Below are 26,411 nucleotides of genomic sequence, written 5' to 3'. Positions count from 1 at the left end.
GGTGAGTGGTTGTTATGCCTGAATTACCGTTACAGCTCAACAGCCTGGATGTAAATGCGGATAAATATCAGGCAGGCCGAAGCCTGCCTGCAGGATTACTTTTCTTGCGGGAAGATCAGGTTCAGCACGATGGCGGTAATACCACCGGCCGCAATGCCAGATGAAAGCAGGGTTTTCAGCCAGTCCGGGGCAAATTGCAGAATCAGCGGCTGCTGAGAAACGCCCAAACCTACCGCCAGCGACAGCGCGATAATCATGATGGCACGACGATTCAGCGGTTCACGCGAAACGATGCGCACGCCAGATGCGGCGATGGTACCAAACATCACAATGGTGGCACCGCCCAGCACCGATTCTGGAATATGCTGCACAAAACCACTCACGGCTGGGAACAGGCCAAGCACGATCAGCATCAGCGCCACGACAAAGCCCACATAGCGGCTGGCAACGCCGGTAAGCTGAATCACGCCGTTGTTCTGGCCAAAACAGGAGTTCGGGAAGGTGTTGAACAGCGCTGAGACAAAGGAGTTAAGACCGTTGGCCAACACGCCGCCTTTCAGACGCTTCATATACAGCGGGCCACTTACCGGCTGCTCGGAAACATCAGAAGTCGCGGTGATGTCGCCGATGGTTTCCAGCGAGGTCACCATAAACACCAACATCAGCGGGATCAGCAGATTCCAGTCAAAGCCCAGGCCGTAGTAGAGCGGCGATGGCACGGCAATCAGCGGCTGATCGGCTGGCGTGCTGGTGGCGGGCAGCATATCCAGCGCCCAGGCCAGCGCATAACCTACCGCCATCGCGATCACCAACGAAGCCACGCGCAGATAAGCATTACGCTGACGATTAAGCAGGATAATCACCACCAATACCGAAGCCGCCAGCAACAAGTTTTTCGGAGCGCCAAACGTGTGATCGCTCATCGCCGCAAAGCCGCCGCCGATGGAGGTCAAACCGACCTGAATCAGCGACAGGCCAATAATCATCACCACAATGCCGGAAACCAGCGGCGTAATGATGCGGCGCGCCAGGTGCAACACGCGTGACAGCACCATTTCGGTACAAGACGCCACCATCAGCGTGCCAAACAGCGCCGCCATCATGGTCGGCACATCAACGCCACCATTTTTCAGCGCCATGCCGCCCATGATCAGCGGCGTCACGAAGTTAAAGCTGGTGCCCTGAATCGACAACAGGCCAGAGCCCACGGGTCCCCAGGTTTTGATTTGCAGAATGGATGCCACGCCCGAGGCAAACAGCGACATGCTGATGATGTGTTGCGTGTCCTGTGCCGGTAAACCCAGCGCCTGGCAAATCAGCAGCGCAGGCGTAATCACCGCGACAAACATCGCCAGCAAATGCTGACAGGCAGCAAACAAGGTTTGCGGTAACGGTGGACGGTCTTCGAGGCGGTAAATCAGTTCACTTTTCGGGCTTGCAGCGCTGGCAGGCTGGCGAGTTTCAGCGGTGTTGACGGACATGGTGGACGTTCTCAATTACAACAAAGGGGCGATTTTAAACGGTTGCGTTGTGAAAGCAATCGTTTGCAATGCCCCTTTTTACTTCCGTTGATCTAAAGCGTAAACACCGTACGGCAACGGCTGTCATCTTCCTGCCACGCCAGCGCGACGTCACTCAGCGAGCGCATCTGGAAGGCGATCGAAAAATCGCTCTCGGCGGCGGCCTTCAGCATTTCGCCGATGCAGGCGATCAACTCTTTATCCGACACGCTGCCGAGGCCGCTGCCCATTAATGTCAGCCCGGACGAGCGCAGCAGTTTGCTGTGCAGGGTAATTTCCTGTCCGCTTAAGGAACCGATTTGTACAAAGCGTACCGTTTTCTCTCCGCCCGCTACGGCGGCGTGCATGATATCGAGTGCGCTCTGGCCCCACAGATAATCGAGTACCACATCAACACCTTCTTTCATCAACGCCGGTAACGCGTCCGGCAATTCATCCAGCGTGAAAGTGAGGTCGGCGCCCTGCGCGCGCAGTTGATCCAGCGCGGCGCGATTACGACCGGTGGCGATAATTTTGCCTGCACCCAGATGCTGTGCGATACGCACCGCTAAACCGCCCGACGTGCCGGTTGCTCCATTGATCAATACGGTTTCACCAGTGCGCAGCTGGGCGCGTCGGGTTAATGCCGCCCAGGATGACATGCCCGGATTCGCCAGCGCAGCGGCCAGCACCGGATCCAATTTCGGCGGCAACGAAACGATGCTGTCGGCGGGCACTAAGGTTCTCTCCGCCATGCTGCCCCAAGGTGCATTAAAGGCAAGGAAGTAAACCGGATCGCCATTACTCAGCGTGCCGGTACCATCAATGCCGGTAATAAAGGGATAGTGCGCGGCCGCGCTGTAATGCGTTCCGGCGGCGCGTGCTTTTGCCAGCTGGCTAACGGCGGCGGCTTTCACTGTTAACACCACATGGCTTTCATCGGCCTGCGGTTCAGGAAAATCACCGTAAACGGGCAGTTCACCTGCCGCGGAAACTATCGCTGCTTTCATGCTTTCACCTTCAGTTAAGTGGAAACTATGTGTAATATGCACACATTAGGCTTGCCTCAGGATAACGTCAATGAAAAGCGTGCAAAATACACATAATAGTGCTGCATTTGATGATCTGCACAATGCGCTGCTGATGATTGTAGGAACTTTCAATCGTCCACAACGTGATGAATTATTGATAAAAGAGTCAAATATTCAGCTTGATCGCGCGCTGTTTCCGCTACTGATTCAAATCGGTCGCTTCGGGCCAATTGGCGTGGTGGAGCTGGCGGAGCGGGCCGGACGCGATTACACCACCGTCAGTCGTCAGGTGGCGAAGCTGGAGGAGTTAGGGCTGGCGCAGCGCCAGAAAAATGCCAAAGACAAACGGGTGAATGAAGCGGTGATCACTGCGGCAGGTAAAGCAATGACCGACAAAATCGATGCGGCGCGCGCGCAAATTTATCAGAACCTGTTTGCCAGCTGGCCGGATGAAGAGCGCGCCGAGCTGGCGCGTCTGCTGCAGAAATTTGTTGGGGATTTTATTGCCATCGATAAAAGCAAGACGGCGGATTAAGCGTTACTGTAGCGCTCGGTTTCCGGCAGCCAGCGCTCAATCAGTGCCTGCGCCTGCTCTGGATAGTGCTGGTGGATATGACGCGCCACGCGCTGAACTTCGGGAATCATGCCCTGATCGCGCAGTAAATCCGCTACTTTAAACTCGGCGTTGCCGGTTTGACGTGTGCCGAGCATTTCACCCGGACCGCGAATCTCCAGATCGTGCTGGGCAATCACGAAGCCGTCATTGCTATCGCGCAGCACCTGCAACCGCTTCTGCGCGGTTTTGCTGAGCGGCGCTTTGTACAACAACACGCAGTGTGAAGCGACAGCACCACGCCCAACGCGGCCGCGCAGCTGATGTAACTGAGCCAAACCGAGACGTTCCGGGTTTTCGATTATCATCAAGCTGGCGTTCGGCACATCCACGCCCACTTCGATCACCGTGGTGGCGATCAGCAGCTGGATTTCATTAGCCTTAAACGCCGCCATCACCGCCTGCTTTTCGGCGGGCTTCATGCGGCCGTGCACCAGACCAACCTGCAAATCGGGCAGCGCCACTTTCAGCTCTTCCCACGTTGCTTCCGCCGCCTGCGCTTCCAGCACTTCTGACTCTTCAATCAGCGTACACACCCAATAAGCCTGACGCCCTTCGTGACAGGCGCTTTGCACACGCGTGATGATCTCACTGCGGCGGCTATCGGGAATCGCCACCGTGGTCACCGGCGTACGACCTGGCGGTAATTCGTCGATGGTGGAGGTATCGAGATCGGCGTAAGCCGTCATCGCCAGCGTGCGCGGAATCGGCGTAGCGGTCATGATCAGCTGATGCGGATGGAAACCTTGTTCCTCGCCTTTTTCCCACAGCGCTAAGCGCTGGTGCACGCCAAAGCGATGCTGCTCATCAATGATCACCAGCGCCATGCCGTTGAATTTCACCTGTTCCTGGAACAGCGCGTGGGTGCCGACCACCATCGCGACCTGACCGCTGGCAATGGCTTCCTGCTGCGCTTCGCGCGCTTTGCCTTTCTGCTTGCCCGCCAGCCAGCCCACTTCAATTCCCAGCGGTGCAAACCACTGGCGGAAGTTGTTGGCATGCTGCTCGGCCAGCAGTTCGGTCGGCGCCATCAGCGCTACCTGTTTGCCGTGTGCGATGACGTTCAGTGCCGCCAGTGCGGCTACCAGCGTTTTACCGGAGCCGACATCGCCCTGCACCAAACGCATCATCGGAAAATCGTTGGCCAAATCCTTTTCAATTTCTGCCACCACACGCTGTTGCGCACCGGTTGGCGAGAAGGGCAGCGCCGCCAGTAGCTGATCAACCAGCTCGTGGCGCGCCGTCATCGGCAATGCATGATGGCGCTGCGCACCGGCGCGTACGGCTAGCATGCTGAGGTTATGCGCCAGTAGCTCTTCCAGAATTAAGCGTTTCTGTGCCGGATGGCGGCCGGTTTCCAGCTCGCTCAGACGCAGATCCGGCGGTGGACGATGCAGCGTGCGCAGGGCATCCGGCAGGCTAATCAGCCCGCCGCTCAGCTCGGACGGTAGCAGCTCGGCAATTGGGCAGCTCTCCAGCAACGTCAACGCCTGATCGGTGAGATTGCGCAGTGTCGCCTGGCGAATGCCTTCGGTAGTGGGATAAACCGGCGTCAGGGTTTCCTGCAGCTCAACGCCGCCCTGTTCGCCCTGCACGCGATACTCGGGATGAATGATTTCAGCACCGCGCTGACCGCGCTTAATCTCGCCGTAGGCGGTGACGCGGCGGCCCGGCGACAGGCTGTTTTTCATCCCGGCATTGAAATTGAAGAAACGCATGGTCAGCATGCCGCTGCCGTCGCTGATCTGGCACACCAACATGCGGCGGCGACCAAAAGTGATTTCGCTGCTCAGCACTTCACCTTCCACCGTGGCATAAACGCCCGGCAGCAGGTCATTGATTTTATACAATTGGGTGCGGTCTTCGTAACGCAGTGGCAGATGCAGCAGTAAATCCTGAATGGTGAACAGGCCAAGTTTGGCCAGCTTGCCCGCCTGACTGGCGCCGACGCCGGTCAGGGTACTGAGCGGGATGGCATCCAGCAGACGGCCTTTCATTTTCTACCTGTTGATTGCATGGTGGCCCACCACTCGGCGTCGGCTTCTACTTCGCCCTGACCATTGATGTGCGGATACGGCAGGCCTTTCTGCTTGGCAACGCGCGCCAGCACCGGATAACCACCTTCGAATAGCAAACGCTGCTGCTCATCTTCATCCAGCAGGCTATAGGTGCGCTGATACATTCCAGCATTCTGTCGCTGACGTTGCGCTTCATACAAAATCAGCGCGGAAGCCACCGAGACATTGAGCGACTGCACCATGCCCACCATCGGCACAACGATGTCCTGATCGGCCAGCGCCAGCGCTTCAGCGGTAATACCGGTTTTTTCCTGACCCATCAGAATGCAGGTCGGTTTGGTGTAATCGATGTCGCGAAAATCTACCGCTTTGGCGGACAGATTGGTCGCCAGCACCTGCATGCCTTCATCCTTCAGATGACGTACTGCATCTGCAATATGCTGATGCGTTTTAACCTTCACCCAACTGTTGCTGCCGGCCGAAGCGGAAACCATGGTGCGCATACGCACGCTTGGCCAGACGGCGTGCACTTCATGAATGCCCACCGCATCGGCGGTACGGATCACTGCCGAGACGTTATGCGGTTTATGCACCTGTTCCATGCAAACGGTGAGATCGTGCTGGCGCAGGGCCAGCATCTCCTGAATTCGGGCAAAACGTTGAGCGTTCATGGGCTAATTACGGTTGCGGTGAACTTTGATCACGTCCGGCATTACGCGGATTTTGCGCATAATATTCGCCAGATGGACGCGATCGTTCGCGGTGAGGCGGATAAAGGCGCTATACACGCGACCATCACGCTCTTCGGTATTCAGGCTCTGAATATTGGAACTGGCGGTGTTGATTGCCGCGGTCAGATTCGCCAGTGCGCCCTGATGATTGAACATGTCGACTTTAATCTCTGCGACAAATTCCTGGTCGGTCACTTTATCCCACTCAACCGGCATGAACTTTTCAGGCTCTTTTTGGTAGCCACGGATGTTACGGCAGGATTCGTGATGCACCACCAAACCTTTTCCGGGACTAACGTGCGCCACAATCGGGTCACCAGGAATTGGACGGCAGCATTTGGCAAAGGTAATCAGCACGCCATCCGCGCCTTTGATCGGCAGCTTTTTGCGTTTGCTGTTGCTCTGCGGCTCTTCACTGCCTGACTGCAGCAAGTTCTTTGCCACCACCACGCTCATGGCGTTGCCCAGGCCGATTTCTGCCAGCAAATCATCGATGGCGGTCAGCTTCATGCGCTCAAGTTCGTGCTGAATGTTCTCAACCGGAATCTCTGCCAGCTTCTTGCTGCCGCCGAGCGCGTGGCTCAACAGACGACGACCCAGGTTGACGGAGTCTTCACGTTTGAGGTTTTTCAGCAGCTGACGGATTTTGGCGCGCGCTTTCGAGCTGACGACGAAATTGAGCCAGGCAGCGTTCGGACGAGCGCCCGGCGCGGTGATGATTTCAATGGTTTGACCGCTGGTCAGCGATTGTGACAGCGGGTAAGGCTGGCGATCGACGCGTGCGCCGACGCAGGCATGACCGATATCGGTATGCACCGCATAGGCGAAATCGACCGGCGTGGCGCCAGCCGGCAATTCGACGATGCGGCCTTCCGGCGTGAACACGTAGATCTCATCCGGGAAGAGATCGGATTTCACGCTTTCGATAAATTCAAATGAGCTACCGGCGCTTTGTTGCAGCTCCAGCAGGCTTTGTAACCAGCGCTGAGCACGAATCTGCGCGGTAGTACCGCTGACTTCGCCGCTCTCTTTATACGCCCAGTGTGCTGCCACACCCATTTCTGCCATCTGATCCATATCTTCAGTACGGATCTGCACTTCAACCGGTACGCCGTGTGGGCCGATCATTGAAGTATGCAGCGATTGATAGCCGTTGGCCTTGGGAATGGCGATGTAATCTTTTACGCGTCCGGGACGCGGTTTGTACAAGCTATGCATCTGTCCGAGCACGCGATAACAGGTATCCAGATCTTTCACGATGACGCGGAAGGCATAGATATCCATGATCGAGTGAAAACGCTGCTCTTTCAGGTGCATTTTGCGGTAGATCGAGTAAAGATGTTTTTCGCGTCCACTTACGCGGCAGGGAATACCTGCTTCCTGTAAGCGACCGTCGATTTCAGCAAGGATCTTCTGAATCATCTCTTTACGGTTACCGCGCGCCGCTTTCACCACCTCTTTAATCACGCGGAAACGGTTCGGGTAGAGCGCTTCAAAGCCGAGCTCTTCCAGTTCTGTTTTCAGGTGATGAATACCAAGGCGGTGCGCCAGAGGACTGTAAATCTCCAGCGTTTCCAGCGCGATACGGCGTTTTTTATCCGGACGTAACGCGCCGAGCGTGCGCATGTTGTGCGTGCGGTCAGCCAGTTTGATCAAGATGACGCGGATATCCTGCACCATCGCCATGATCATTTTGCGGAAGTTTTCAGCCTGCGCTTCTTTCTTGTCGCGGAACTTCAGCTTATCGAGCTTGGATACACCTTCTACCAGTTCGGCAACGCTTTTACCAAACAGCTGTTCCATATCCTGGTAAGTGGCGGGCGTATCTTCGATCACATCATGCAGCAGCGCCGCCATTAGCGTTTCATGGTCGAGTTTCATCTCGGCCAGAATGCAGGCGACAGCAACAGGATGGGTGATATAAGGCTCGCCGCTGGAGCGTGTTTGACCCTCGTGGGCATCACGCGCGACTAGATAAGCTTGCTTGAGGCGCTTAATTTGCTCCTCAGGCAAGTATTTTTCAATCAGTTGATTGAGGCTTTCAAACAGATACAAGGGCGACCTGCGAAGTGCTGTTAACGACGACCTTCAGCGATAGCGGTAACGGCTTGTAACTCAGCGGCTTCCTGCTCATGCTGTTCCTGACGATCACGGACATCCAGAATCTGGGTAGTGATCAAACCTTCTTCGATTTCGCGCAGGGCGATAACGGTTGGCTTATCGTTCTCTTCCGGAACCAGCGCATCTTTACCGCCTACCTGCATCTGACGTGCACGACGTGCAGCGACCAACACCAGGTCAAAACGGTTACCAACTTTCTCTACTGCGTCCTGAACGGTTACGCGTGCCATAGGTGTGCTACTCCACAGATGATGAAGAAATGACTGGGCATAATACTGAAAGTGAATTCAGACTGCCAATAGTTTGCTGATTAAAGCATCATGTCGCGATTTTTGGCGACCCATACGCAGACGTTCTGCGCGAATAATGGTTTTCAGATCTGACAGCGCCAGATCGAAATCATCATTAACAATTAAATAGTCATACTCGGCGTAGTGGCTCATTTCCGCCACGGCCTGTTGCATACGACGGGCAATCACCTCTTCGCTGTCCTGACCGCGGCCACGCAGGCGACGATCCAACTCTTCGGTAGAAGGCGGCAGCACAAAGATGCTGCGAGCGGCAGGCATTTTCTGGCGAATTTGCTGCGCACCTTGCCAGTCGATATCCAGGAAGACGTCCACGCCGGTCGCCAGCACCTGCTCAATCGCAGCGCGTGACGTACCATAATAATTGCCAAACACTTCCGCATGTTCGAGGAAGTCGTCTGTTGCAATCATGGTCTCGAATTCGGACTTAGAGACGAAAAAGTAGTGCTCACCATGAGCTTCACCGGGACGCACGCCACGGGTGGTATGAGAAATAGACACCTGCGTATCGTACAGCGGTTGTGTCTTTAACAGCGCCTGAATCAGGCTGGATTTACCCGCGCCGCTGGGGGCGGAAACTATATAAAGCGTGCCTTGAGCCATGGTTATCTTGAATTGAGTAAAGAGCGGAGTCGATTTCCTGCACAGTATACACGGCTTGGGGTGGTCACGCAGCGTTTGCCGCTTGGCTGAGGCAATTCTTTTTTCTGTGAAGCCGCGCCAGAGGCTGATGTAGCAGGCTGCAACAGCAATTTAATCTCTGGAATCTGCATCCAGCGCACAATCTTCATGGCTGGTAAAGGCCTGCGCTGCGCGCTCCAATAGCAAAAAAGGAGAGCGAAGATGAAAGGATGCCTGAGTCTATTGTGTTGCTTATTCAGTATGGGTTGCTGGGCCGAAGCGCTCTGCCCGAATTGGTCGCCGGTGCGCGCGGGGCAGGAAATCACACAGCTGCAAACCCAGCTACGACAGTGGGATGACGCGTATTACCGGCAGGGCACTAATCTGGTGACCGATGCCGATTACGACAGCCTGCAACAGCGATTACAGCAGTGGCAGCGCTGTTTCACTCCGGCGCACGCCACCTACGATGCACAACTCACCACCGATGGCAGTACGCATCATCCGGTGGCGCATACCGGCGTGCGCAAACTGCGCGATAAGCTGGCAGTGGCGTACTGGATGCAGGACAAATCTGCGCTATGGCTGCAGCCGAAAGTCGATGGCGTCGCCGTTACTTTAGTATATCGACAGGGTAAGTTGGCCTCATTGATCAGCCGCGGCGATGGTTTGCGTGGCGAAGAGTGGCTGGCCAAATCCGCACATATTCCCTCCATCCCGCAGCGGCTGGATACCTTGCGTGAGGAAGTGGTGCTGCAAGGTGAGCTGTTTCTGCAAATGACCGATCATCAACAGGCGCGTGACGGCGGCAAGAACGCGCGCGCTCAGGTGGCGGGAGCGATGATGCGCCACGACACCAGCCCGCTGCTTGAGCGCCTTGGCGTATTTATCTGGGCGTGGCCGGATGGACCCAATTCAATGCCCGATCGTCTGGCGCAGCTCACACAATGGGGATTTGGGCTGGCGCAGAGCTGGAGCCGTCAGGTGAGTAATGAAGAGGAAGTCGCGGTATGGCGCGATCGCTGGTTCCGCGAATCGCTGCCGTTTGTCACCGACGGCGTGGTAATCCATCAATCACCTGTCAGCGCAGGGCGCGACTGGCAGCCCGGCCAGGGCAGTTGGTCAGCGGCATGGAAGTATCAACCAGCAGAAGTCAGCAGCGAAGTGCTGTCAGTGGATTTCAATGTGGGCCGCACGGGCAAGATCGCTGTGGTGCTAAATCTGATACCGGTACAACTGGAGGACAAAACGGTACGCCGGGTAAACATTGGTTCCCTGCGACGCTGGCGGGAACTGGATGTGATCGCGGGTGATGAGGTGACGCTCACGCTGGCGGGATTAGGCATTCCGCGACTGGAGCGCGTGATTTGGCGTGTGGCGCAGCGCGATTATCCAGCGTCGCCACAGGAGGGTGAATTCCACGGCTTAACCTGTCTGCACTTTAGCGCCGACTGCCGGGCGCAGTTTTTATCTCGCCTTAGCTGGCTCAGCCAGAAGTCGGTACTCGATATTGCGGGTGTTCAGCGCAGCAGCTGGCAGCGCCTACTGGATAGCGGCGCTATCAGCCATCTCTTTTCCTGGCTGACCCTGACGCCGGATCAGATTGCGCAGGCTAATGGCATCACGCCGGCTCGCGCGCAACTTATCTGGCACCGCTTTAACCTGACGCGTGAGCAGCCGCTGCGACGCTGGGTGAGTGCGCTTGGCTTGCCGTTGCCGCGTGCAGCGTTACAGGCTTTACCGGATGCGCAGTGGTCGCAGTTGCTGGCGCGAACGGCGGAAAGCTGGCAGCAACTGCCCGGTATCGGTAGCGTGTTAGCACAACGGATTGTGATGATGCTGCAGGATGCGCACCTGCAGCAGTTGATTCACTTTCTGCAGCAGCAGGAGATTCCTGCAACTGATTCAATGTTCAGGATGGGGATAGTTGAAGATCGGCAAACCGAGGCGGAAACGCAGCGCCAGCAAGCGGGCGAAGAAGCCGAACAGTAGCGTGATGATCACCACCGCTTCATGCGCCAGCGGCGTTTTCAGCAACAGGATATACATCCAGCCCGAGGCGAAAGCGATACCGGCATACAGCTCTTTCTGGAACACCAGCGGAATACGGTTGCAGAACATATCGCGCAGCACTCCGCCGAATACGCCAGTGATCACGGCGGCGATGGCTGCAATGATGGAGGCGTGCCCGCTATCCAGTGCAACCTGGGCGCCAATAATGGAGAACACCACTAAACCCAGCGCATCCAGCACCAGAAAAACTTTGCGCAGGTGCGTCATTAGCGGTGCAACAAAAGTGGTCACAACCGCAGCCGCAGCCACGATCATGATGTACTCCGGGTTTTTAACCCAACTGAGCGGATAGTGGCCCAGTAGAATGTCACGCACCGAACCGCCGCCAATGGCAGTGACCGAGGCGATGATAATCACGCCAAACAGGTCCATTTTACGACGTCCTGCCGCCAGCGCGCCGGTCATGGCTTCGGCTGTAATACCAATAATATAGAGAACGGTTAATAACATAGAGCACTCCAGTAAATTGGCGGCAAGGCTAAAGATTTCCCAGAGTGTAGACCACTGAGATTTTCTAAATTAAGCGTCATCGGATTAGGCATTTTGATGGTGTGCATGTTAACAGGCTTAACGTGCGGGATATATCTGCAGTTAATGACCTTTTCGCATAAGTATAAATGATGCGAAGAGAGGGCTGATCTTCTCTTCTTAAGTTCCATCCAGTTTGTGTCGTACGTGATTACTGGCAAATAAACCCGGCTTTCCGCTCTCAGGCATCACGCGTAGCAACTATTGGACAGGCATGAAAACTCGTAACGAAGACATCCTCTTTTTCTCCTCTGACAAACTGGCGGCGCTGGGGCTTGAGAGTCTTTTGTCCTCGTTACCTGTTGCGTGTCAGCTGCATGAGCTATGGTCTCTCAGCACGGTCATGGCGAAGTGCGAAAAGATGAAACCGCGTTTGCTGGTGTGTATCTTTCATGAAAATATGCCGCTAACCGGCACCTTAAAAGTGCTTTACGCCTTACAGCAGCAGTTTCCCACGATGCAAATCGTGGTGCTGACGCGGCGTTTGTTACCCCTGATGCATGCGCTCAGTCGTTACCTGCCTTCGCTGACGGTGTTGGACTTAAAATCATCTCGTCAGATACTTTCCAGCCGTCTCCTCACCAGCATCAACACTAATGCCCAAATTCAGTTAGTTGAAGGCGCGGATATTCTTCTGCCAGACAGGCAATTAAGGGTGCTACTGATGATGGCGTGGGGTTACAGCATTGAGCACATCGGCATTCGCCTGGGCATCAGTCATAAAACAGTGAATGCACACAAACTCAATGCACTGGCGCGACTGCAGGTCAAAAGCAAGAATGATATGGCCGATCTCTACATGGTGATTGATGAGTTACGCATGATAGTGAGTTGGCTGCGCTTGCAGCGTAACGGCAAGTTAAGTGAACTCAGTTTTCAGTCACTGGAAGAGTTACTGGAAGCCTAAAAAGAAAAAAGCGTGCTGGCGACCAGCACGCGAACGCATCTTTTCAGATGCCCAGAGCCCACCATACAGACTTGTTTTTATTATCCGTTTCTTGCTCGCACGTTAGCGAAACTTTTCAGGCTAAAGCGGTATTCTGGCTGGAACCAGGAGCGACCGTAGTAGCAGTAAATCAGCATTCTGATGGATACCATGGCGAGGTAGCCCCAGATGGCGCACAGCACTGAAGGTGTCAGCCACACGGTAAACAGTGTGACGCTTAATCCCACCAGTACAGAAGATGTTTCCGCGAAAGCGATGCGTGAAAATTGGTTTTCCCGCTGTAATATGGCGCGATAATGTTGTCCCTGCGGAATAATAATGAAGATGACCGAAATCATTTCCAGCATTATTGCCATTTCGGGTTGATTCATTATTCGGCTAGAAATATCGCTACCAATAAACAGCGCGGCAAAAATAGCGAGTCCGCTTAATACATTCCCCCAATATAATATTGAGAGATCGCTATTGTTCAGGTTTTTAGTTCTGATAATGGTATTGCCAAATCCGCGATCGGCCAGTGTGTCAATAATCAATAACATTACAATAGCAATGGCGAGTAAATTTAACTCGTTTGCCTGGAGTATTTGTGCCAGAAGTGAAAGTTGTAAAACACCAATGCCGACGATTTTAATCGATGACAAAATTGACCATTTAGCGTTGGTCAGATTTTTTTCTCTTATCGCCATATTCTGCTCATTATGGTATATGTACCAGTGCAATTAAGGGGTTACTCTGGCCACAGGCCAAAGCACAGCTTACATCAATGCAGCGCATCCTGACGCAGCCCTGATATACCTTTCAGGTTTTGCCACGTAAAAATGCGTTCAATTAAATGATGTTCTGAATTTATTAAGATGACCCTGGCGCTTAATGATGTTGTTGTCTTAATGGTATCTCCTCCTGTACGGAGGAAATCCGTAAGATCATTATAAAATCCCTTTGAGTTTATATATTCCCCGGCCAGCATCCGGCTGGCAATCTCAACAAATTCTTTTTCTGATAACAAAGGATAGGTTGAGCGATCCATGTTATTTCCCTGCTGTTGTTATTATGGTTACTGCTGTGTGTGAAATGAGTTATACCGTGTTTTAATTAATTTAACACCATCAGAAAACTCCTATAAATAGACCGCAGGAATAAATGGTTTCAGAATTTGCATCAGAATATATAAGGCGAATGATTTACTATTTATTAGTGCTTTTCTTCATTCCATACGGTTGAATGAATCGGCGATAAAGAAATACAGAAAAAACTTTGATAAATCAGAGGCACTCAGCATTTTTCTGCACATCCTCACCAGGAATTTTCCTGTTGAGGATGCTTAAGCCAGACTGGTGATTAGCAGATAAATACGTGAAGGCTTGAGCAAAACAGTTAAACGCTACTGAGCAAAAAAGTCAGCGATTTTTATTGATTGATTCCAGCATGCGTTAAAGAGGCTATCTCTGCATAATCCATTGATTCTAATGAGTTAACAGATGAAGAAGCTGTTCCAGATCGCGTTTTACCCATGCAACATCCTCGGCAAACTTCTCGTCAGACATGAATGCTTGACGATAAACCACCATCACCACTTCCGCACCTTGCTCATTGGCAATCACCCGCATCGGCATATAAATCTCTTTACCCGTTCCGGTATCAATCCAGTGATCCATCACGCCAAAGGGATTGTGTGGGGTAAAGCGAATCTTTACCGTTCCCTCGGGACCTTTGGCTTTCCAGCTGTTCCCTTCCTGCGTCAGCGTACTGGCGCTGAGTCCGCTAGCCCATTTGGCAAAGCATTCCGGTTTCCAGATGGTTTCATACAAATCTAACCAGTTGCGTGGAACCGTTAGTGTGACGGTCTGAGATGGCAGCATGGGACCTCCTGATGTGATACAGCCATTAAAGCACGCTGATACCGGGCTGCAAACGGCCCGGTCATGGAAGTGTGGGTCAGCAGCGGTTTCCGTGAAAACGCTGTAATCAGATAAACTTGCCGCGTCCCTGAATAGCCTGTTCTTCACCCGTACCATCAGCATGGCGCAGCACGAAGCGATCGGACTGCGCAACTACCGCGCAGCTGTGATTAGGGAAGATGCGTAGCAGCGCGCCAACGGCGGGTGCCTGTTCAGCATATTGCAGGAAACCATGCTCCTCCGACAGCTTCAACACTTCATAATGATTGCCTTGCTCATCGACGGCGATACCAAATCCGCTGGCATTGGTGCCGTGCGGCCCTTTGTCAGAGCTAAGCATTTTGGAACCGGCATCAATAATGGCGAAGTGCGGATTGACCGCTACCACGCGCGTTACCACGCTCAGCGCCAACGCCTCTGGCGTGCAAAGACCTAAACGCCATGCGGTAAGATCGAGCAGCGCATAATTGCCGGGGCGGATTTCATCGCTGCCCTGCGCGACGGGTGCCGCCAATGCCGTTGGCGTTGAACCGACTGAAATCGGGCAGTGCGCAAAACCAGCGGCAATCAGGCGCTGCTGCAGAGCACGCATCCATGTGATTTCCTGCAGGGCAACGTCGGCAATCGCTGCGGCGTTGCCTGCGCCATAAGCGTGACCGGCATGAGAAACCAGCCCGGCAAACGTGAGGCCCGCACCCTGTATCTGCTGCGCCAGCGTAACGGCGGCATCGCCGTGCGGATCAACACCGATGCGATGTAATCCCACATCCACTTTGATGGCTAACGCCAGCTGGCAATCGGGCTGGCGCTGATGTGCAGCCGCTATTGCCGCCACGCCATTCGTGCAATCCGCAATGCAGGTAATGCGCGCCTGATGTTGTGCGGCCACCGCCAAAAATTCTTTCAGCGTTTCGGCATGCACTACGGGGTAAGCCAGCAGTAGATCGCGTTCGCCAGCGAGAATAAAAGCGATGCCTTCACTCGGTTTAGATACGGTAATGCCGCGCGCGCCGAGCTTTCGCTGCTGCTCAGCAATCCAGACGCTTTTATGGGTTTTGATATGAGGACGTAGCGTGACGCCAGCGGCATCGGCTTTTTGCTGCATCTGTTGCAGGTTGCGTTGCAGGCGCGCTGCATCAATTTCGAGGTAAGGTGTGAGTCGGTCGGCAATCAGAGGCCGCAACCAACCAGCCTCAATATTCTGTTCCATCATAATAGTCCGCAGGTGATTACACAGTGCGGACTATGATTCATCAATGCACGGTAGAATGCCAGCCGACAAAATCGGCACATTCCTGCGCAGGGCCGCCATTGATGGTGACTTTTTAAACTTTAGAGTTGGAGCTCTGGAATCCGCCGCCCAAATCTTCTATCAAAACCACTGCAAGGTTAATCTGCTGCGCCTTCAGCGCCACCCGTTTTTGGTCGGATTCGATCAGCTGATTTTGGATTGTCAGCACATCAAGATAAGGACGCAGGCCCGCTGCGTATTCACGATGCAAATCATCCCACGCGCTGTGAATCAGCTGGTTGGCGCTTTCCTGTTGCGCCAGCTGATCCTGAATCGACTGCAACTGAGTAATGGTGTCGCTGATATTGCCCAGTGAACTAATCAGCAACTTGTTGTACTGCGCCACCGCCAGATCGTAATCGGCGTCGCTCTCTGCTAAATCGGCGCGACGTTTGCCCGCGTCAAAGATTGGCAATGACAAACTCGGTCCCACATTAAAGAAGCGGCTTGGTGCACCAAACAAGGCATCGCCGAGCAGTGATTTGGTGCCGGCTTCGGCCACCAAATTGATGTTGGGATAGAACTCGGTTTTGCTGGCGGCGATCTGTTTCGATGCCGCTTCAACGCGCCAGCGCGCGGCCACCACATCCGGACGACGACCCAGCAGTTCGGCCGGAATGGCGTTTGGCAGCATGGCGGCGACCGGCACATTCATCTGCGCCGGTTTTAGCTGATGCCAGTAATCCGGGCCTTTACCTATCAGCGTCGAAAGCTGAATACCGGCATCAGTGACTTGCTGTTTAGCTTGCGTCAATTCGGCTTGCGCGGTTTTCTGCTGCGACAGCGCCTGCTTATATTGGTAATCGGAAGTGAGTCCAGCGCTGACATATTGCTGCTGAATTTTGGCGATACCCGCCGCACGCTCGGCATTCTGCTGCGCCAGTTCGGCATTATTCCAGGCGAGATTAAGGTGGTTCCACGCTCGCGTCACGTTCGCGGCCAGCGTTAACTGACTGGCCTGACGATCCAACTCGCTGGCACGTGCTTGCCCCAATGCGGCTTCAGCGGCATCTTTTTTGCCGCCCCATAAATCGAAGGTGTAGCTCAAGCCAACGTTAGCGGTGCGCAGCGTGCTGTAGCTTTTCCCCTCCAGCAGCGGATCATCCACTTTTGCTACACGCGAGCGCGTAATGCCCGCGTTGAGATCGACATCCGGATAGCGTTCGGCATCGGCGGCAATCACTTGTGCATTGGCTTTATCCGCTTGCGCGTTGACTACCTGCAAATCCGGGTTGGATGCCATCGCATCATCAATCATTCGATTGAGTTGAGCATCGTTAAAACCTTGCCACCATGCGCTCTTTGGCCAATTCGCGGCGCTGAAATGCGCGTTTTTCAGGGATTGACTGGCTTGCAGAGCGTTAGCATCAAGCAGCGTGTTTTTGGGGTGTAAGCCGTGTGGATTGGCACAACTGGCCAGCAGCGCAGTGGCAACGGCCAGCGCGAGAAATTTGCAGTGAAAGTGCTGTGTCATGGTTCTGGTCAAAGAGAGGTGAAGGCGACCATTACAAGAGGCGGGGCAGATTTTGACAAACCTGTTTTTCGTTAAGAATGGTTGTTAAATGTGAGCAGAGAAAATGAGCAGCAGGTGAAAACCTGCTGCATCAAGAGATTAGATATAGAGAGACGCTTCACCCGGCGGACGGGTTTTAAAGCGACGATGCAGCCACAGATATTGGTCGGGCGCGCGCAGAATTTCATTCTCAATCACGCGATTCATGTAAGCAGCGGCAGCGGCTTCATCTTCATACGGATAATTTTCCAGTTCAGGCTGAATAATCAGCTGATAACCGCTCTTATCCTGGTTTCGAATCAACACGATGGTCAGCATTGCCGGTTTTGCCAGACGAGACAAAACATAGGTGCCGTTGGTGGTCGCCGCTTGTTTCACCGCAAACAGCGGAGCAAACACGCTGCCTTTGGGGCCGTAATCCTGATCCGGTGCGAACCAGACCGCTTCGCCTTTTTTCAGCGCCTGCACCATGCCGCGCAAATCGCGACGATCAATCATTGCTTTATTCGAACGCATGCGACCTTTGGTTTGTGCCCACTCCATCGCCTGATTATTGTGCGGACGATACATCGCCATCATTGGCTGGCATAAACCGGTAATGCGGCCGCCCAGCTCCAGCGACATAAAGTGCACACCGATGACCATCACACCACGCTGGTGGCTTTGTGCGTGCTGCAGGTTTTCCAGACCATGCACTTCGAAGTAACGACGCACGCGTGCATCAGACCAGAACCAGGCAATGCCGGTTTCTGCCAGCGCCATTCCTAGCGATTCGAAGTTGCCGGCGATCATCGCCTCGATTTTCTCTTCCTTAATATTGGGGAAGCACAGCTCAATATTGCGACGGGTGATGCGTTCGCGGCGCTTCAGGAAGTGACGCGACAATTTGCCAGCGCCAGCACCAAGCCGGATCAGAATGGGGTAAGGAAGTTGCACCAGCAGCCACAGCACACCTAGCCCAAACCAGGTAAACCAATAACGGGGATGCAGAAGTTTGGAACGGAACTGCCTGGATTTCGTCATAACGCCTTCATGTCGGGGAAAAAATGTATCGCACGAAGAAAAAGGGTCCCTGAGTTCCTGGAGCGGTACAACTGTATTGATTACGACCAGCACTTTAGCAAAAAGTGCCGTCAATGTTACCCAATCTCTGCAATCCTCAGGATTGAGCACATTCATGGTTAGAACGGCCTTATTCTATCACCTTTTATTCATTCCCTTTAAAAACAGCAGGGTAAACTCATCCTATAGAAGTCAAAATACCCATCACATAGTGGATTAAGAACTGTCTGTTAATAAGGACACACTAATCTTTACGCTTTATTTACTTTGCTCAGGAAGATTAAAGCGTTTGTCTTCAGGAAAAAGCTGATGACCGCGCTGATGCAGTCTCTGTTGCCATTCCATGTCTCCCTGCAACATGGCAATTTTAAGCAGTGAGTAGGTTACGTTGGCATCATGGTGCTTTGTCAGGTATTCCCTGGCCCACACTTTGAATTGGATTAATTGCCCGACATCGTTTGTGCTGTTAAACGTCATTAGACGATGAAGGTTTGCATCAAACTGATAGCGCTCCCATTGGGCGTAAGGATTAATAAGTTGCTCAGCATGGGAAAAATCAGCAAACCTGTTGCGCTCAATTTGCGTCAGGATGGCATTGGTGTGCAAACCTGTTGCCGCAAAAACCATCAATGCGAGAGCAAAAAGGGTGACAAACCCAGCCGCAGCGTAATGCGCCAACGGGCGCAGAGTCAGGCTTTGCAGATCTGACTCAGATTGCATCAGACGGATCAGCAGTAGTAATACCAAACCATGCGGCGCGGACTGGTAGAGTGGATACTCAAAAAGCAGATGGGTCACGATAGGTAAGGTCATCGTCCAAAACGTAAAGGCGCGTCGCCTTGCATGAGGGCTGCCGGTTACGACGGGCTTGAACCATGCCCAAATTATTAGTGCCACTCCCGCCAGCGCAATAACGCCATTTTCCACCCACTGAAACAGGATTTCATTATGCGGGTGCGTTGGGGGACGAGAATTCAACGGATGCGCCGTTTCCTCACGTACGTGCAGCAGATAATCGTGCTCAAAATGACCGGCACCCCAACCACGTAAAGGACGTTCGGCGATCATATGCAGGCTGTGCGTGATCATCTGCACACGGCCTGCCGTTGAATGGGTTTTATCCACTTTTTGTAATCCCGCCATGGGTGCATACGCGAGCAGGGTCTGGCAAGCTATCACAATTGCTAATGCAATCGGTAAGCCAATCAAGAGGTGTTGCCGCCAATGGCGATGCCGGCGGAATGTCCAGAAAAGTAAAGCGCTACTGGCCGACGCACCAAGCCAGGCAACGCGAGACTGGATGATCATTAAAATCACCAGCAATACAGCCATGATCGCTGCCAATAGTAAACGAAGCCCGCCATGACGCACCTTAAAGCTAAAATACAGCGCTAACGTCCAGCCAGTAGCCAGAAAACTACCCAGTAAATTTACCTGCTGGAAAATGCCATAGACGCGGGTGCCATCTGCCGGAAATTCCATCCAGTTATTTGCCCCAGTCATGAAGAGTTGGCATAGCGCCAGCATCGCTTGCGCCACGGCCGCAGTAATAATGCATACCAGCCAGAGCCTTTTAACGTTTGGCGAAAGGGGGATTTGTAGCATGGCCAGGTAAAACAGCACTGCCAGAGCATAGGCAGTTAACTGGGGGAGTAAGGTCACATCATGATTGCCGTTAAACGTACAGAGTACGGGCTGGCTAAGGATCAGAAACGCTAGCAGCCATGTCGGTGTCACCTTTGCCACTCGCACCCCGTCCGTTGAGGGGGGCGAAAGGAGGCATTTTATTGCCACGATAAAAATACAGGTGCCCATAAAAATGAGCGTAATAAGATTTTGCGGCAGGCGAAAACCTGAACCGCCCATATTGGCAACGTAAACTTGCAGCATCAATATTAAGTCGCTCGCCACGACTAATGAAACAAGCAATGTAGTAAATGGGGGCTTGCGAACAGTAGGGCTGAAAAACATGGTTTTCTTCTAATCAATAAGCGGAAATGATGAGCGTGCCGGCACCATTAAATGCGCCAGGTGTGACTGCTCCATGAGTACGCAGCGTTGAGCTAAGCGTAAACGTTGCCAGCGAGTCGGCTGAATTAACTTCAATCTCAATGCCTTCAGAAGCATCTTGATCGTTGACTTTTAATTCAGTCTGCAAACTGTCATCCGAACGGAGTGAGACAATATTGGTGTTAAACCCTACCGCGTAAATTTTTGCCGTTGCCGCTGAGCTACAGGATAGTGTTAACTGCGTTTGAGCAGTATTACCGTTTATGCTTTTATCAGAAACATAGCCGTGATAGAGATTAGTATCACCCAAAAGTGAACAACTAACAGGATATTTATGATCTCTGATACATATATTATCAGGCAGAAAGGTTGCATCATGCCAATCATTTTGAAATGTTGCCAGTCGGAAACAATTATAATCAGTGGACCATCCGTCTATCTGGAAGGTATGTTCTGTCGATAAAGGATATTTAGCTTTATACGCTTTTCCCAGTTCGCCAATGGTTGCATAGTTTTCTGCGAATAAAACATTTGGCGCATGAATGTCAGCAGGAACATTATTATTTTCGGGAAAGGACGCGATTTTACAGCCCGGCTGCTTATAACACGGATTTTTTAAAGGGCTATCTTCATCCCAGTGATCAACATAAACACGAAAGGTAGTATATTTCCCTACCCAGGAAAAATAAACATTATGGCTGATGATTGTGGCTTGTGCTGATGCAGGAGTAATTATGCAAATAAAATAAATGATGAGTTTAAAAATGCTCATTAGTGATACTCCAGTTCTACGGTTGCGCTGGCATTGATTGTACCGGGATGTAATTCGTTATTTTTAATGCTTTCACGATTAGCAGACAGGAATAAGTGATAGACCATTTTGTTGTCACCAGAATGGAAAATCCTCTCGACGCTTTTGTTTATCGGAATAAAAATACCTTTTTCTTCAACGCCAATGGCGATGCCTTTTGCGGTACTGGATGGATCAAGTGCCATCATGCCCGCTTGTTGCACATCTTCTGTTGCCTTAAAGGTGATTGAGAGTTTATCGGATGTTGAGGTATCGCAACCCTGTAAATTAAGCGTTATGGAAATACCTGCGGTACGTTGATAGCGATAAAGAAATTTATTAATGACGCTGCCAAAATCAATAACAATATCACTGCTGTTGGGGTCGAGAATGCAGGGTTCCTGCACTAATCCGCCTGTAAAAGAAAAGTCAGCAGCTGCAAAGGCGTTTATAGAACATGTTGATAGCAGAGTTATTAACATAATATGGAAGCGCATAATCATTACTCGTATTTAATAACAAGCGTTGCAAGCGCTTTAAAACGTCCGCTTTTCAAAGCGCTGCCAGCTCGCTTTATCGGAACGGCATAAAATATTGGCTGCGTAAGATCATCAAGCGTAAAGCGCTGATTGATTATAATGGGTTGATTATTTTGCATTATCCTGATACCTAAATCATCAATCCCTGTGAATAATGCGCTGGCATCAAAATTGCTGGTTATGCCCAAAAATGCCAGTTCCAGCTGTTTTCCCGGCGGGGTCCGACATACGATACTGATGGGAACACGCTGTTGATATCTCACACCATCAACATGATTTACTCCTACTGCATCACCAAAATCAACGTCTGCCGGTTTGTCATTGTTTATTACGCAATTAATACTGATCAGTGTGGCTGAAAAATTTATTTTCACAGCGTGTGAATTACAACAATAAATAAAGAGTGACAGTATGAGCATTGCAGTTTTCATTCACTGAGGCTCGACAATCAGTTGAGCACTTATTGTTAACTTACCTGGCAAGGGTATTGAACCAGATTTTTTAACAGGAACCACCTTTAGAGAAAAATCACCTGTCTGCACGTAATTGTATTTTTTGTTTATTTCGAGTGGTGTGCCATCTTTACCATTGATGAATTTTATCCCAACGTTAGTGATGTTAGTGCGTATTGCTGCTTTATCAAATATTGCTGCGTTGCCCGATACACGGAAGTAAAGGTTTTCGGAATAGTTTTCATCACACTTAATCGACAGCGTTAGCAATTCAGTGTATTTCAGGCCATCTATTTCATTAATATCCACACTGTCGCCAAAGTTAACATCAATATCATTATTATTGTCAATTTTACACGGGACGTTAATCAGCTTTCCTGAAAAATTGACGCCTGCATTGGCACTAGACAACGTGCTATGCAACGCAAATGTAATGATCAGTGGACAGAACATTATTTTTAAGATCTGCATTCCGCGTCTTCTCAACGAACATTCAATACCATGGTAGCGGTTGCAGTAAATTCCCCCGCTGTGACTTTGACCTTGTTTTTAACCGGTACGGCAATCAATGTGTTTGATACTCGCCAGTCAATATTGTGTGCTTTATTTATTTCAATGTCTTTACCGTTTAATATTAATTTGATGCCCACATTGCTGTTGGTGGTAGAAATGACATTTTTATCAAACACCGCCGCTGTAGCTGAGATAAAAACTTCCTGCTCCCCGTTGAAAGCTCCCGGACACGTGACGGTGAATGGCACCGATTTACTGAACCGGATACCATCAATTAGTTGAATGATGATATCGCCGAAGTTAACACGACTTTCTCGATCACCATTCAAAGTACATTGGGAGCTGACGATAATCCCCGACACATTAATTGGATATCTATTCGTGCCGGGGATAATTTCTTCATGCGGCGCGATCGGCGCTGAGAAGAGCATTTTGCAGTGCAGCAGTGCGAAGAAGATGACCAGCCACTTCATGCTGTTCATGCTTATTCGCGGCTATCGGTGACACGGCACACATTGGCTTTGCAACTGAATGTCAATTTTGGCCGACCGCCGAAATCGTCGATATAGCTTAATACCGGATGCGAACCTAACTTACTGGCTTTTACGTTAATAGCGGCACTGCCTTGTGGCGGAATCATGATCGGTTTAAAATCACTTTCTTCTTTACCATCAACATGACTGGCTGCAGTAATCAGCGTGACATAATATCCGGTAGGATTTATCACCGTGTATTGATCACCGTTTTTTTTCAACGTGAGTTGATTTTGTACGGGTTTGATTGAAGCTCGTGGATCGATCATTAATTTTTCTGGACGATAAAATAGTTTGATGCGGGTCTGTAACGCAATTTGTAATACGTTTTGTTTTTCACTGCGTGGCGGAATCTCGCGCAAATTAAAGTAAAACAAAGATTCACGATCCTGAGGCAATGATTTTGCGGCAGGTAAAGATTGGATTTTAATCGCGCTTTTATGACCCGGCTCAATACGCTGAACTGGAGGGAGCGCCATAAGCGGCGACTTTATTTTTTTTCCTTGCTCATCTTCCAGCCAGCTTTGCGCCAGATACGGACGCGCTTTATTTTCATTGCTGATATTCAAACTGATTGAGCGTTCAGCGCCGTCATAAATGACGCGGGTGCGATCCAATGCAACAGCAGCCAGCGTGCTTTGTGAAAAAATCATAGCGCCAAACAGCATCGCCACGGTAGCGAGAGAAGCCTTCAGGTTCATAAAATTAATACTCACTCTATATGTCTGGGGTAATAGAGCGACAGATACTCAACAAACTTTAATGCGCAAAATTATTCTTTTTCTGTACACGGAAGCAGCAGGTTTGTTTCTCCACTCTCATCAATGGGTAATATTTTTGGGAAGGTAATTTGGCATTGAATATTGCCGTTCCAGCGAACATCCATCAGCATTTCAGGGTTTACACCACTAAGCCAGACGCTACCCATCTCATCAACAATGCCGGTCTCACGCCCTTTACTTAATACGCTCGCGCCAAACGGCGGATAACTGCCATCACTTAGGCGAATAACCGCCATTAGCTTTTGACCTTTAATTAATCGAAAGCGACGATAGCCAATGGCGCCTTCGGTTAAGGTTAATTGCAAAACGGGCGACTCCGCTTCAATGTCATCGTTGAGTTGGTTGATATCCAGATGTGCCTGATTACGTATATAGCTACTGACATCCGCCAGTACCGCTTTTCCGAATTTGTTGCTATGAGTGGCCGCACCGGAAGACTTAATGGGCACATCGCTAATACCTTCAGTATCCAGCATCAGACGCGTGCCTCCAGGTATTATGGTGCGATGTAATGCTGCTCCATGTGCTGTGGCCGTTAATCCCCCCTGCATGGACAGGGCTGCGGAGCGATACTGACCGGGTTTATAACTGGCACTATAGTTCGTTAGCGTGTTATCGCCGGTATGGGTGTAGTAGCCACTGTAAGCGCTTCGTTGTTGGCGATCGACATTGGCGCCTAAGCGATAACTGTTGCGTTCATCCATGCGGTTATACCAACTCAGGCTATTGATTTGGCCGGCATCTGAATTTTGTGCATTGATATTCAAGCCCGATGAGGTCCCGAAAGGCACGTTCAGGCTTAAGAACACTCCGTCATCTTGTATACCTGAATTTTGTGCGCGATAGGCGGAGAGATTGAAACTGACGTTTTTAAAATTTCCCACATCGAAATAACGCGCAAACGACATATTCCAGCGGCTGGTCGCCTGACGATTCCAGTAAGTCTGATAGTTATAATTTAAAAATGCGCTGACGCCGAGTGTACGGAATTGTTTATTAAGTGAAACGGTATAGGTCTGCTTATTCGCTGCATTATTACGAATAACCAAATGCTTACGGCTCGCCTCAAGATATTGATTTAGACTAAGATAGCTCTTCTCCGTAAAGCGATAACCTGCGAAGGTAACCTGCGTGTCATAGTTTTCGAAGCGTTTAGAATAACTCAGGCTATAGGAGCCGCCAGAGCGCGTTTGGTTATTAGGCAGCTTTGCATAAGATTGGGTTGCGGTGAGTGCCAGGGCCCCAAACGATAAGAGGTCACGCCCTGCACCCAACGACGCGGCATGATATTTTCCAGAGGATAATCCACCCCCGAGCAGCGACCAACCGTTACTAATACCCCATGAGAATTCCCCTGCCATTAACCTTTCATTCTGCAGATGAAATCTATCGTCTGTCGTTTGCCCTACCGCCGCCTTAAAGCGAACCTGTCCAGGGCGACTAAGATAGGGAACAGATGCGGTTTCGACCTGAAAGGTCTGAATGCTGCCATCTTGCTCTTCAACTTTGACATCCAGCGTGCCAGTAATAGAGTCGCTCAAGTCCTGAATAATAAAAGGACCGGGAGCCACCTGGCTTTCATATAACACACGTCCAGCGTGACTAATGGTGACTTTTGCATTGGTCTTCGCCACGCCACGGACCTCCGGTGCGTATCCACGCAAATTGGGGGGTAACTGGCTATCATCACTAATAAGGCTGGCGCCAACATAGCGTGCATTTTCAAACACATCACTGGCGAGGTCATTTTGACCAATAATTAATTTTGCGCCCCAAGGTTTGATTGCCCTAAATGCCTGATATTGATTCCAGTTAAAAGTAGAGGTTTTAGTGTTATTGGCAGTGTAATGAGTACCATTCCAGAACGCACGCATACGCCAGGGACCGGCGTTGACACCTACCACGCCATTACCGCTTAATTCGCGTGATTCACTGCCTTGTGCCGGGGAGGAGTAATTAAAATTGGTGTTATAATCCGCAATAAATCCAGCAATCCCTTCGTCCCAGCGTGAAGGGGGATCCCAGTTAGCAGTTTGATATTCAATATATGCCTGAGGAACATTCATGTAGAGCGTTGATGACGCGAGATCAGGACGCAAAATGATACCCGGCATGATATCAAGCCGGGCACATTTTTCAATATTCCAGTAGGTAACTTTATCTAACCATAACTTCTTTAAACCGAAGCCTGCCATCATTTTTGGTGTTAAGCAGGCGACAGTTTCGTTTTCATCATGTTCAGACGGTAAAAAAGTAACCTCCTCGGTGGGTGATTCATTGTCATTAATTTTGATTGCCATGTCATATTGACCAGGCATCATATAACCTGCCCGGGAAAATTGACTCATATCAATGTTTTCCCGGTCGGAAATATCCATGTTGTCCAGATTAAACTCAACTTCCTCTGCTAATGCACTGCTAAAAAAAGCCAATGATAAAGCAATTACTAACGGGCGTAAGCGCCAGTTATTTTGAAAAGGAAATGAGTTCCTGGTATGGACTGACATACTACTAACACCCTGTTGAAATAAACAAGAGA

The 26,411-nt window shown here is 51.2% G+C and carries 25 protein-coding genes; 3 read left to right on the top strand and 22 right to left on the bottom strand.

What is annotated here, in order from left to right:
- Positions 1–95: 95 nt before the first annotated feature.
- Both P6287_RS19390 and P6287_RS19385 read right to left on the bottom strand, forming a co-directional pair.
- Positions 96–1,481, bottom strand: a complete 1,386-nt coding sequence (locus tag P6287_RS19390) for a uracil-xanthine permease family protein (RefSeq protein WP_277974294.1) — start codon at positions 1,479–1,481, stop codon at positions 96–98.
- Between the two features lie 92 nt (positions 1,482–1,573).
- A complete protein-coding gene (locus P6287_RS19385; protein ID WP_277974293.1) occupies positions 1,574–2,509 on the bottom strand; it encodes a zinc-binding alcohol dehydrogenase family protein in 936 nt (311 codons plus the stop codon).
- Between the two features lie 70 nt (positions 2,510–2,579).
- Between P6287_RS19385 and P6287_RS19380 the strand changes: the two genes are divergently transcribed.
- The gene (locus P6287_RS19380; protein WP_110868425.1) at positions 2,580–3,065 is read left to right on the top strand and encodes a MarR family winged helix-turn-helix transcriptional regulator; all 486 of its coding nucleotides are present in this window, start codon (positions 2,580–2,582) and stop codon (positions 3,063–3,065) included.
- Here P6287_RS19380 and recG read toward each other — a convergent pair.
- Genes recG through gmk form a run of 5 tightly spaced genes read right to left on the bottom strand, consistent with a single transcriptional unit; the run spans position 3,062 to position 8,924 of the window.
- Positions 3,062–5,140 (bottom strand): ATP-dependent DNA helicase RecG, encoded by a 2,079-nt coding sequence (gene recG / locus P6287_RS19375; RefSeq protein WP_277974292.1) that lies wholly within the window; start codon positions 5,138–5,140, stop codon positions 3,062–3,064. The genes P6287_RS19380 and recG overlap by 4 nt on opposite strands.
- Positions 5,137–5,832 (bottom strand): tRNA (guanosine(18)-2'-O)-methyltransferase TrmH, encoded by a 696-nt coding sequence (gene trmH / locus P6287_RS19370; RefSeq protein WP_101760710.1) that lies wholly within the window; start codon positions 5,830–5,832, stop codon positions 5,137–5,139. The genes recG and trmH overlap by 4 nt, the downstream gene beginning before the upstream one ends.
- A gap of 3 nt (positions 5,833–5,835) precedes the next feature.
- A complete protein-coding gene (gene spoT, locus P6287_RS19365; protein ID WP_101760709.1) occupies positions 5,836–7,947 on the bottom strand; it encodes a bifunctional GTP diphosphokinase/guanosine-3',5'-bis pyrophosphate 3'-pyrophosphohydrolase in 2,112 nt (703 codons plus the stop codon).
- Between the two features lie 20 nt (positions 7,948–7,967).
- On the bottom strand, positions 7,968–8,243 hold the full coding sequence (gene rpoZ, locus P6287_RS19360; RefSeq protein WP_007885265.1) for a DNA-directed RNA polymerase subunit omega: 276 nt from the start codon (positions 8,241–8,243) through the stop codon (positions 7,968–7,970).
- Between the two features lie 57 nt (positions 8,244–8,300).
- On the bottom strand, positions 8,301–8,924 hold the full coding sequence (gene gmk / locus P6287_RS19355) for a guanylate kinase (RefSeq protein ID WP_008109768.1): 624 nt from the start codon (positions 8,922–8,924) through the stop codon (positions 8,301–8,303).
- A 240-nt stretch (positions 8,925–9,164) separates the two neighbouring features.
- On the opposite strand from gmk, the gene ligB reads away from it, so the two are divergent.
- On the top strand, positions 9,165–10,934 hold the full coding sequence (gene ligB / locus P6287_RS19350) for an NAD-dependent DNA ligase LigB (protein WP_277974291.1): 1,770 nt from the start codon (positions 9,165–9,167) through the stop codon (positions 10,932–10,934).
- Here the strand turns inward: ligB and P6287_RS19345 are convergent.
- Positions 10,848–11,465 carry a trimeric intracellular cation channel family protein gene (locus P6287_RS19345; RefSeq protein WP_008109765.1) on the bottom strand — a complete coding sequence of 206 codons (618 nt, stop codon included), beginning with the start codon at positions 11,463–11,465 and terminating at the stop codon, positions 10,848–10,850. The two genes, ligB and P6287_RS19345, sit on opposite strands and share 87 nt — an antisense overlap.
- A 292-nt stretch (positions 11,466–11,757) precedes the next feature.
- On the opposite strand from P6287_RS19345, the gene P6287_RS19340 reads away from it, so the two are divergent.
- Positions 11,758–12,450, top strand: a complete 693-nt coding sequence (locus P6287_RS19340; protein ID WP_101760707.1) for a LuxR C-terminal-related transcriptional regulator — start codon at positions 11,758–11,760, stop codon at positions 12,448–12,450.
- Between the two features lie 80 nt (positions 12,451–12,530).
- Here the strand turns inward: P6287_RS19340 and P6287_RS19335 are convergent, their stop codons facing one another.
- The 14 genes from P6287_RS19335 to P6287_RS19270 all read right to left on the bottom strand — a co-directional run bounded on the left by P6287_RS19335 (position 12,531) and on the right by P6287_RS19270 (position 26,379).
- Entirely contained in the window at positions 12,531–13,175 is a 645-nt protein-coding gene (locus tag P6287_RS19335) for an oligosaccharide flippase family protein (protein WP_101760706.1), read from the bottom strand.
- Between the two features lie 74 nt (positions 13,176–13,249).
- Complete coding sequence (locus P6287_RS19330) at positions 13,250–13,516, bottom strand: hypothetical protein (RefSeq protein ID WP_137386792.1); 267 nt, start codon at positions 13,514–13,516, stop codon at positions 13,250–13,252.
- 436 nt (positions 13,517–13,952) lie between these two features.
- Positions 13,953–14,348: a polyketide cyclase gene (locus P6287_RS19325; protein WP_101760704.1), complete on the bottom strand. Its 396-nt coding sequence runs from the start codon at positions 14,346–14,348 to the stop codon at positions 13,953–13,955.
- Between the two features lie 106 nt (positions 14,349–14,454).
- Entirely contained in the window at positions 14,455–15,597 is a 1,143-nt protein-coding gene (locus P6287_RS19320; protein WP_277974949.1) for an alanine racemase, read from the bottom strand.
- A 115-nt stretch (positions 15,598–15,712) separates the two neighbouring features.
- On the bottom strand, positions 15,713–17,152 hold the full coding sequence (locus tag P6287_RS19315) for an efflux transporter outer membrane subunit (protein ID WP_277974290.1): 1,440 nt from the start codon (positions 17,150–17,152) through the stop codon (positions 15,713–15,715).
- 138 nt (positions 17,153–17,290) lie between these two features.
- A complete protein-coding gene (lpxP, locus tag P6287_RS19310; protein ID WP_101760701.1) occupies positions 17,291–18,214 on the bottom strand; it encodes a kdo(2)-lipid IV(A) palmitoleoyltransferase in 924 nt (307 codons plus the stop codon).
- Between the two features lie 297 nt (positions 18,215–18,511).
- Positions 18,512–20,224, bottom strand: coding sequence for a PglL family O-oligosaccharyltransferase (locus tag P6287_RS19305; RefSeq protein WP_277974289.1), 1,713 nt, complete (start codon positions 20,222–20,224; stop codon positions 18,512–18,514).
- A gap of 13 nt (positions 20,225–20,237) precedes the next feature.
- The gene (locus P6287_RS19300) at positions 20,238–21,035 is read right to left on the bottom strand and encodes a hypothetical protein (RefSeq protein ID WP_277974288.1); all 798 of its coding nucleotides are present in this window, start codon (positions 21,033–21,035) and stop codon (positions 20,238–20,240) included.
- The gene (locus P6287_RS19295) at positions 21,035–21,550 is read right to left on the bottom strand and encodes a fimbrial protein (protein ID WP_277974287.1); all 516 of its coding nucleotides are present in this window, start codon (positions 21,548–21,550) and stop codon (positions 21,035–21,037) included. Before P6287_RS19295 ends, P6287_RS19300 begins: the two co-directional genes overlap by 1 nt.
- Before the next feature lie 5 nt (positions 21,551–21,555).
- Positions 21,556–22,023, bottom strand: coding sequence for a fimbrial protein (locus P6287_RS19290; RefSeq protein ID WP_277974286.1), 468 nt, complete (start codon positions 22,021–22,023; stop codon positions 21,556–21,558).
- Positions 22,024–22,515 (bottom strand): fimbrial protein, encoded by a 492-nt coding sequence (locus P6287_RS19285; RefSeq protein WP_277974285.1) that lies wholly within the window; start codon positions 22,513–22,515, stop codon positions 22,024–22,026.
- 11 nt (positions 22,516–22,526) lie between these two features.
- Positions 22,527–23,030: a fimbrial protein gene (locus P6287_RS19280; RefSeq protein ID WP_277974284.1), complete on the bottom strand. Its 504-nt coding sequence runs from the start codon at positions 23,028–23,030 to the stop codon at positions 22,527–22,529.
- Between the two features lie 11 nt (positions 23,031–23,041).
- Positions 23,042–23,791 (bottom strand): fimbria/pilus periplasmic chaperone, encoded by a 750-nt coding sequence (locus P6287_RS19275; RefSeq protein ID WP_271461475.1) that lies wholly within the window; start codon positions 23,789–23,791, stop codon positions 23,042–23,044.
- Positions 23,792–23,862: 71 nt separating this feature from the next.
- Complete coding sequence (locus P6287_RS19270) at positions 23,863–26,379, bottom strand: fimbria/pilus outer membrane usher protein (RefSeq protein WP_277974283.1); 2,517 nt, start codon at positions 26,377–26,379, stop codon at positions 23,863–23,865.
- Positions 26,380–26,411: the final 32 nt, after the last annotated feature.

The organism is Pantoea sp. X85, assembly GCF_029623675.1.
GTDB classification, from domain to species: domain Bacteria; phylum Pseudomonadota; class Gammaproteobacteria; order Enterobacterales; family Enterobacteriaceae; genus Pantoea; species Pantoea leporis.
Note: the sequence above shows the minus strand (reverse complement) of the source record. Positions and strands in the feature narration are given on the sequence as shown.

Bases quoted from the DNA above. Each gene is read 5' to 3' on its own strand.
- P6287_RS19390 (WP_277974294.1), bottom strand. From the start codon at position 1,481: ATGTCCGTCAACACCGCTGAAACTCGCCAGCCTGCCAGCGCTGCAAGC.
- P6287_RS19385 (WP_277974293.1), bottom strand. From the start codon at position 2,509: ATGAAAGCAGCGATAGTTTCCGCGGCAGGTGAACTGCCCGTTTACGGT.
- P6287_RS19380 (WP_110868425.1), top strand. From the start codon at position 2,580: ATGAAAAGCGTGCAAAATACACATAATAGTGCTGCATTTGATGATCTG.
- recG (WP_277974292.1), bottom strand. From the start codon at position 5,140: ATGAAAGGCCGTCTGCTGGATGCCATCCCGCTCAGTACCCTGACCGGC.
- trmH (WP_101760710.1), bottom strand. From the start codon at position 5,832: ATGAACGCTCAACGTTTTGCCCGAATTCAGGAGATGCTGGCCCTGCGC.
- rpoZ (WP_007885265.1), bottom strand. From the start codon at position 8,243: ATGGCACGCGTAACCGTTCAGGACGCAGTAGAGAAAGTTGGTAACCGT.
- gmk (WP_008109768.1), bottom strand. From the start codon at position 8,924: ATGGCTCAAGGCACGCTTTATATAGTTTCCGCCCCCAGCGGCGCGGGT.
- ligB (WP_277974291.1), top strand. From the start codon at position 9,165: ATGAAAGGATGCCTGAGTCTATTGTGTTGCTTATTCAGTATGGGTTGC.
- P6287_RS19345 (WP_008109765.1), bottom strand. From the start codon at position 11,465: ATGTTATTAACCGTTCTCTATATTATTGGTATTACAGCCGAAGCCATG.
- P6287_RS19340 (WP_101760707.1), top strand. From the start codon at position 11,758: ATGAAAACTCGTAACGAAGACATCCTCTTTTTCTCCTCTGACAAACTG.
- P6287_RS19335 (WP_101760706.1), bottom strand. From the start codon at position 13,175: ATGGCGATAAGAGAAAAAAATCTGACCAACGCTAAATGGTCAATTTTG.
- P6287_RS19330 (WP_137386792.1), bottom strand. From the start codon at position 13,516: ATGGATCGCTCAACCTATCCTTTGTTATCAGAAAAAGAATTTGTTGAG.
- P6287_RS19325 (WP_101760704.1), bottom strand. From the start codon at position 14,348: ATGCTGCCATCTCAGACCGTCACACTAACGGTTCCACGCAACTGGTTA.
- P6287_RS19320 (WP_277974949.1), bottom strand. From the start codon at position 15,597: ATGGAACAGAATATTGAGGCTGGTTGGTTGCGGCCTCTGATTGCCGAC.
- P6287_RS19315 (WP_277974290.1), bottom strand. From the start codon at position 17,152: ATGACACAGCACTTTCACTGCAAATTTCTCGCGCTGGCCGTTGCCACT.
- lpxP (WP_101760701.1), bottom strand. From the start codon at position 18,214: ATGACGAAATCCAGGCAGTTCCGTTCCAAACTTCTGCATCCCCGTTAT.
- P6287_RS19305 (WP_277974289.1), bottom strand. From the start codon at position 20,224: ATGTTTTTCAGCCCTACTGTTCGCAAGCCCCCATTTACTACATTGCTT.
- P6287_RS19300 (WP_277974288.1), bottom strand. From the start codon at position 21,035: ATGAGCATTTTTAAACTCATCATTTATTTTATTTGCATAATTACTCCT.
- P6287_RS19295 (WP_277974287.1), bottom strand. From the start codon at position 21,550: ATGCGCTTCCATATTATGTTAATAACTCTGCTATCAACATGTTCTATA.
- P6287_RS19290 (WP_277974286.1), bottom strand. From the start codon at position 22,023: ATGAAAACTGCAATGCTCATACTGTCACTCTTTATTTATTGTTGTAAT.
- P6287_RS19285 (WP_277974285.1), bottom strand. From the start codon at position 22,515: ATGCAGATCTTAAAAATAATGTTCTGTCCACTGATCATTACATTTGCG.
- P6287_RS19280 (WP_277974284.1), bottom strand. From the start codon at position 23,030: ATGAAGTGGCTGGTCATCTTCTTCGCACTGCTGCACTGCAAAATGCTC.
- P6287_RS19275 (WP_271461475.1), bottom strand. From the start codon at position 23,791: ATGAACCTGAAGGCTTCTCTCGCTACCGTGGCGATGCTGTTTGGCGCT.
- P6287_RS19270 (WP_277974283.1), bottom strand. From the start codon at position 26,379: ATGTCAGTCCATACCAGGAACTCATTTCCTTTTCAAAATAACTGGCGC.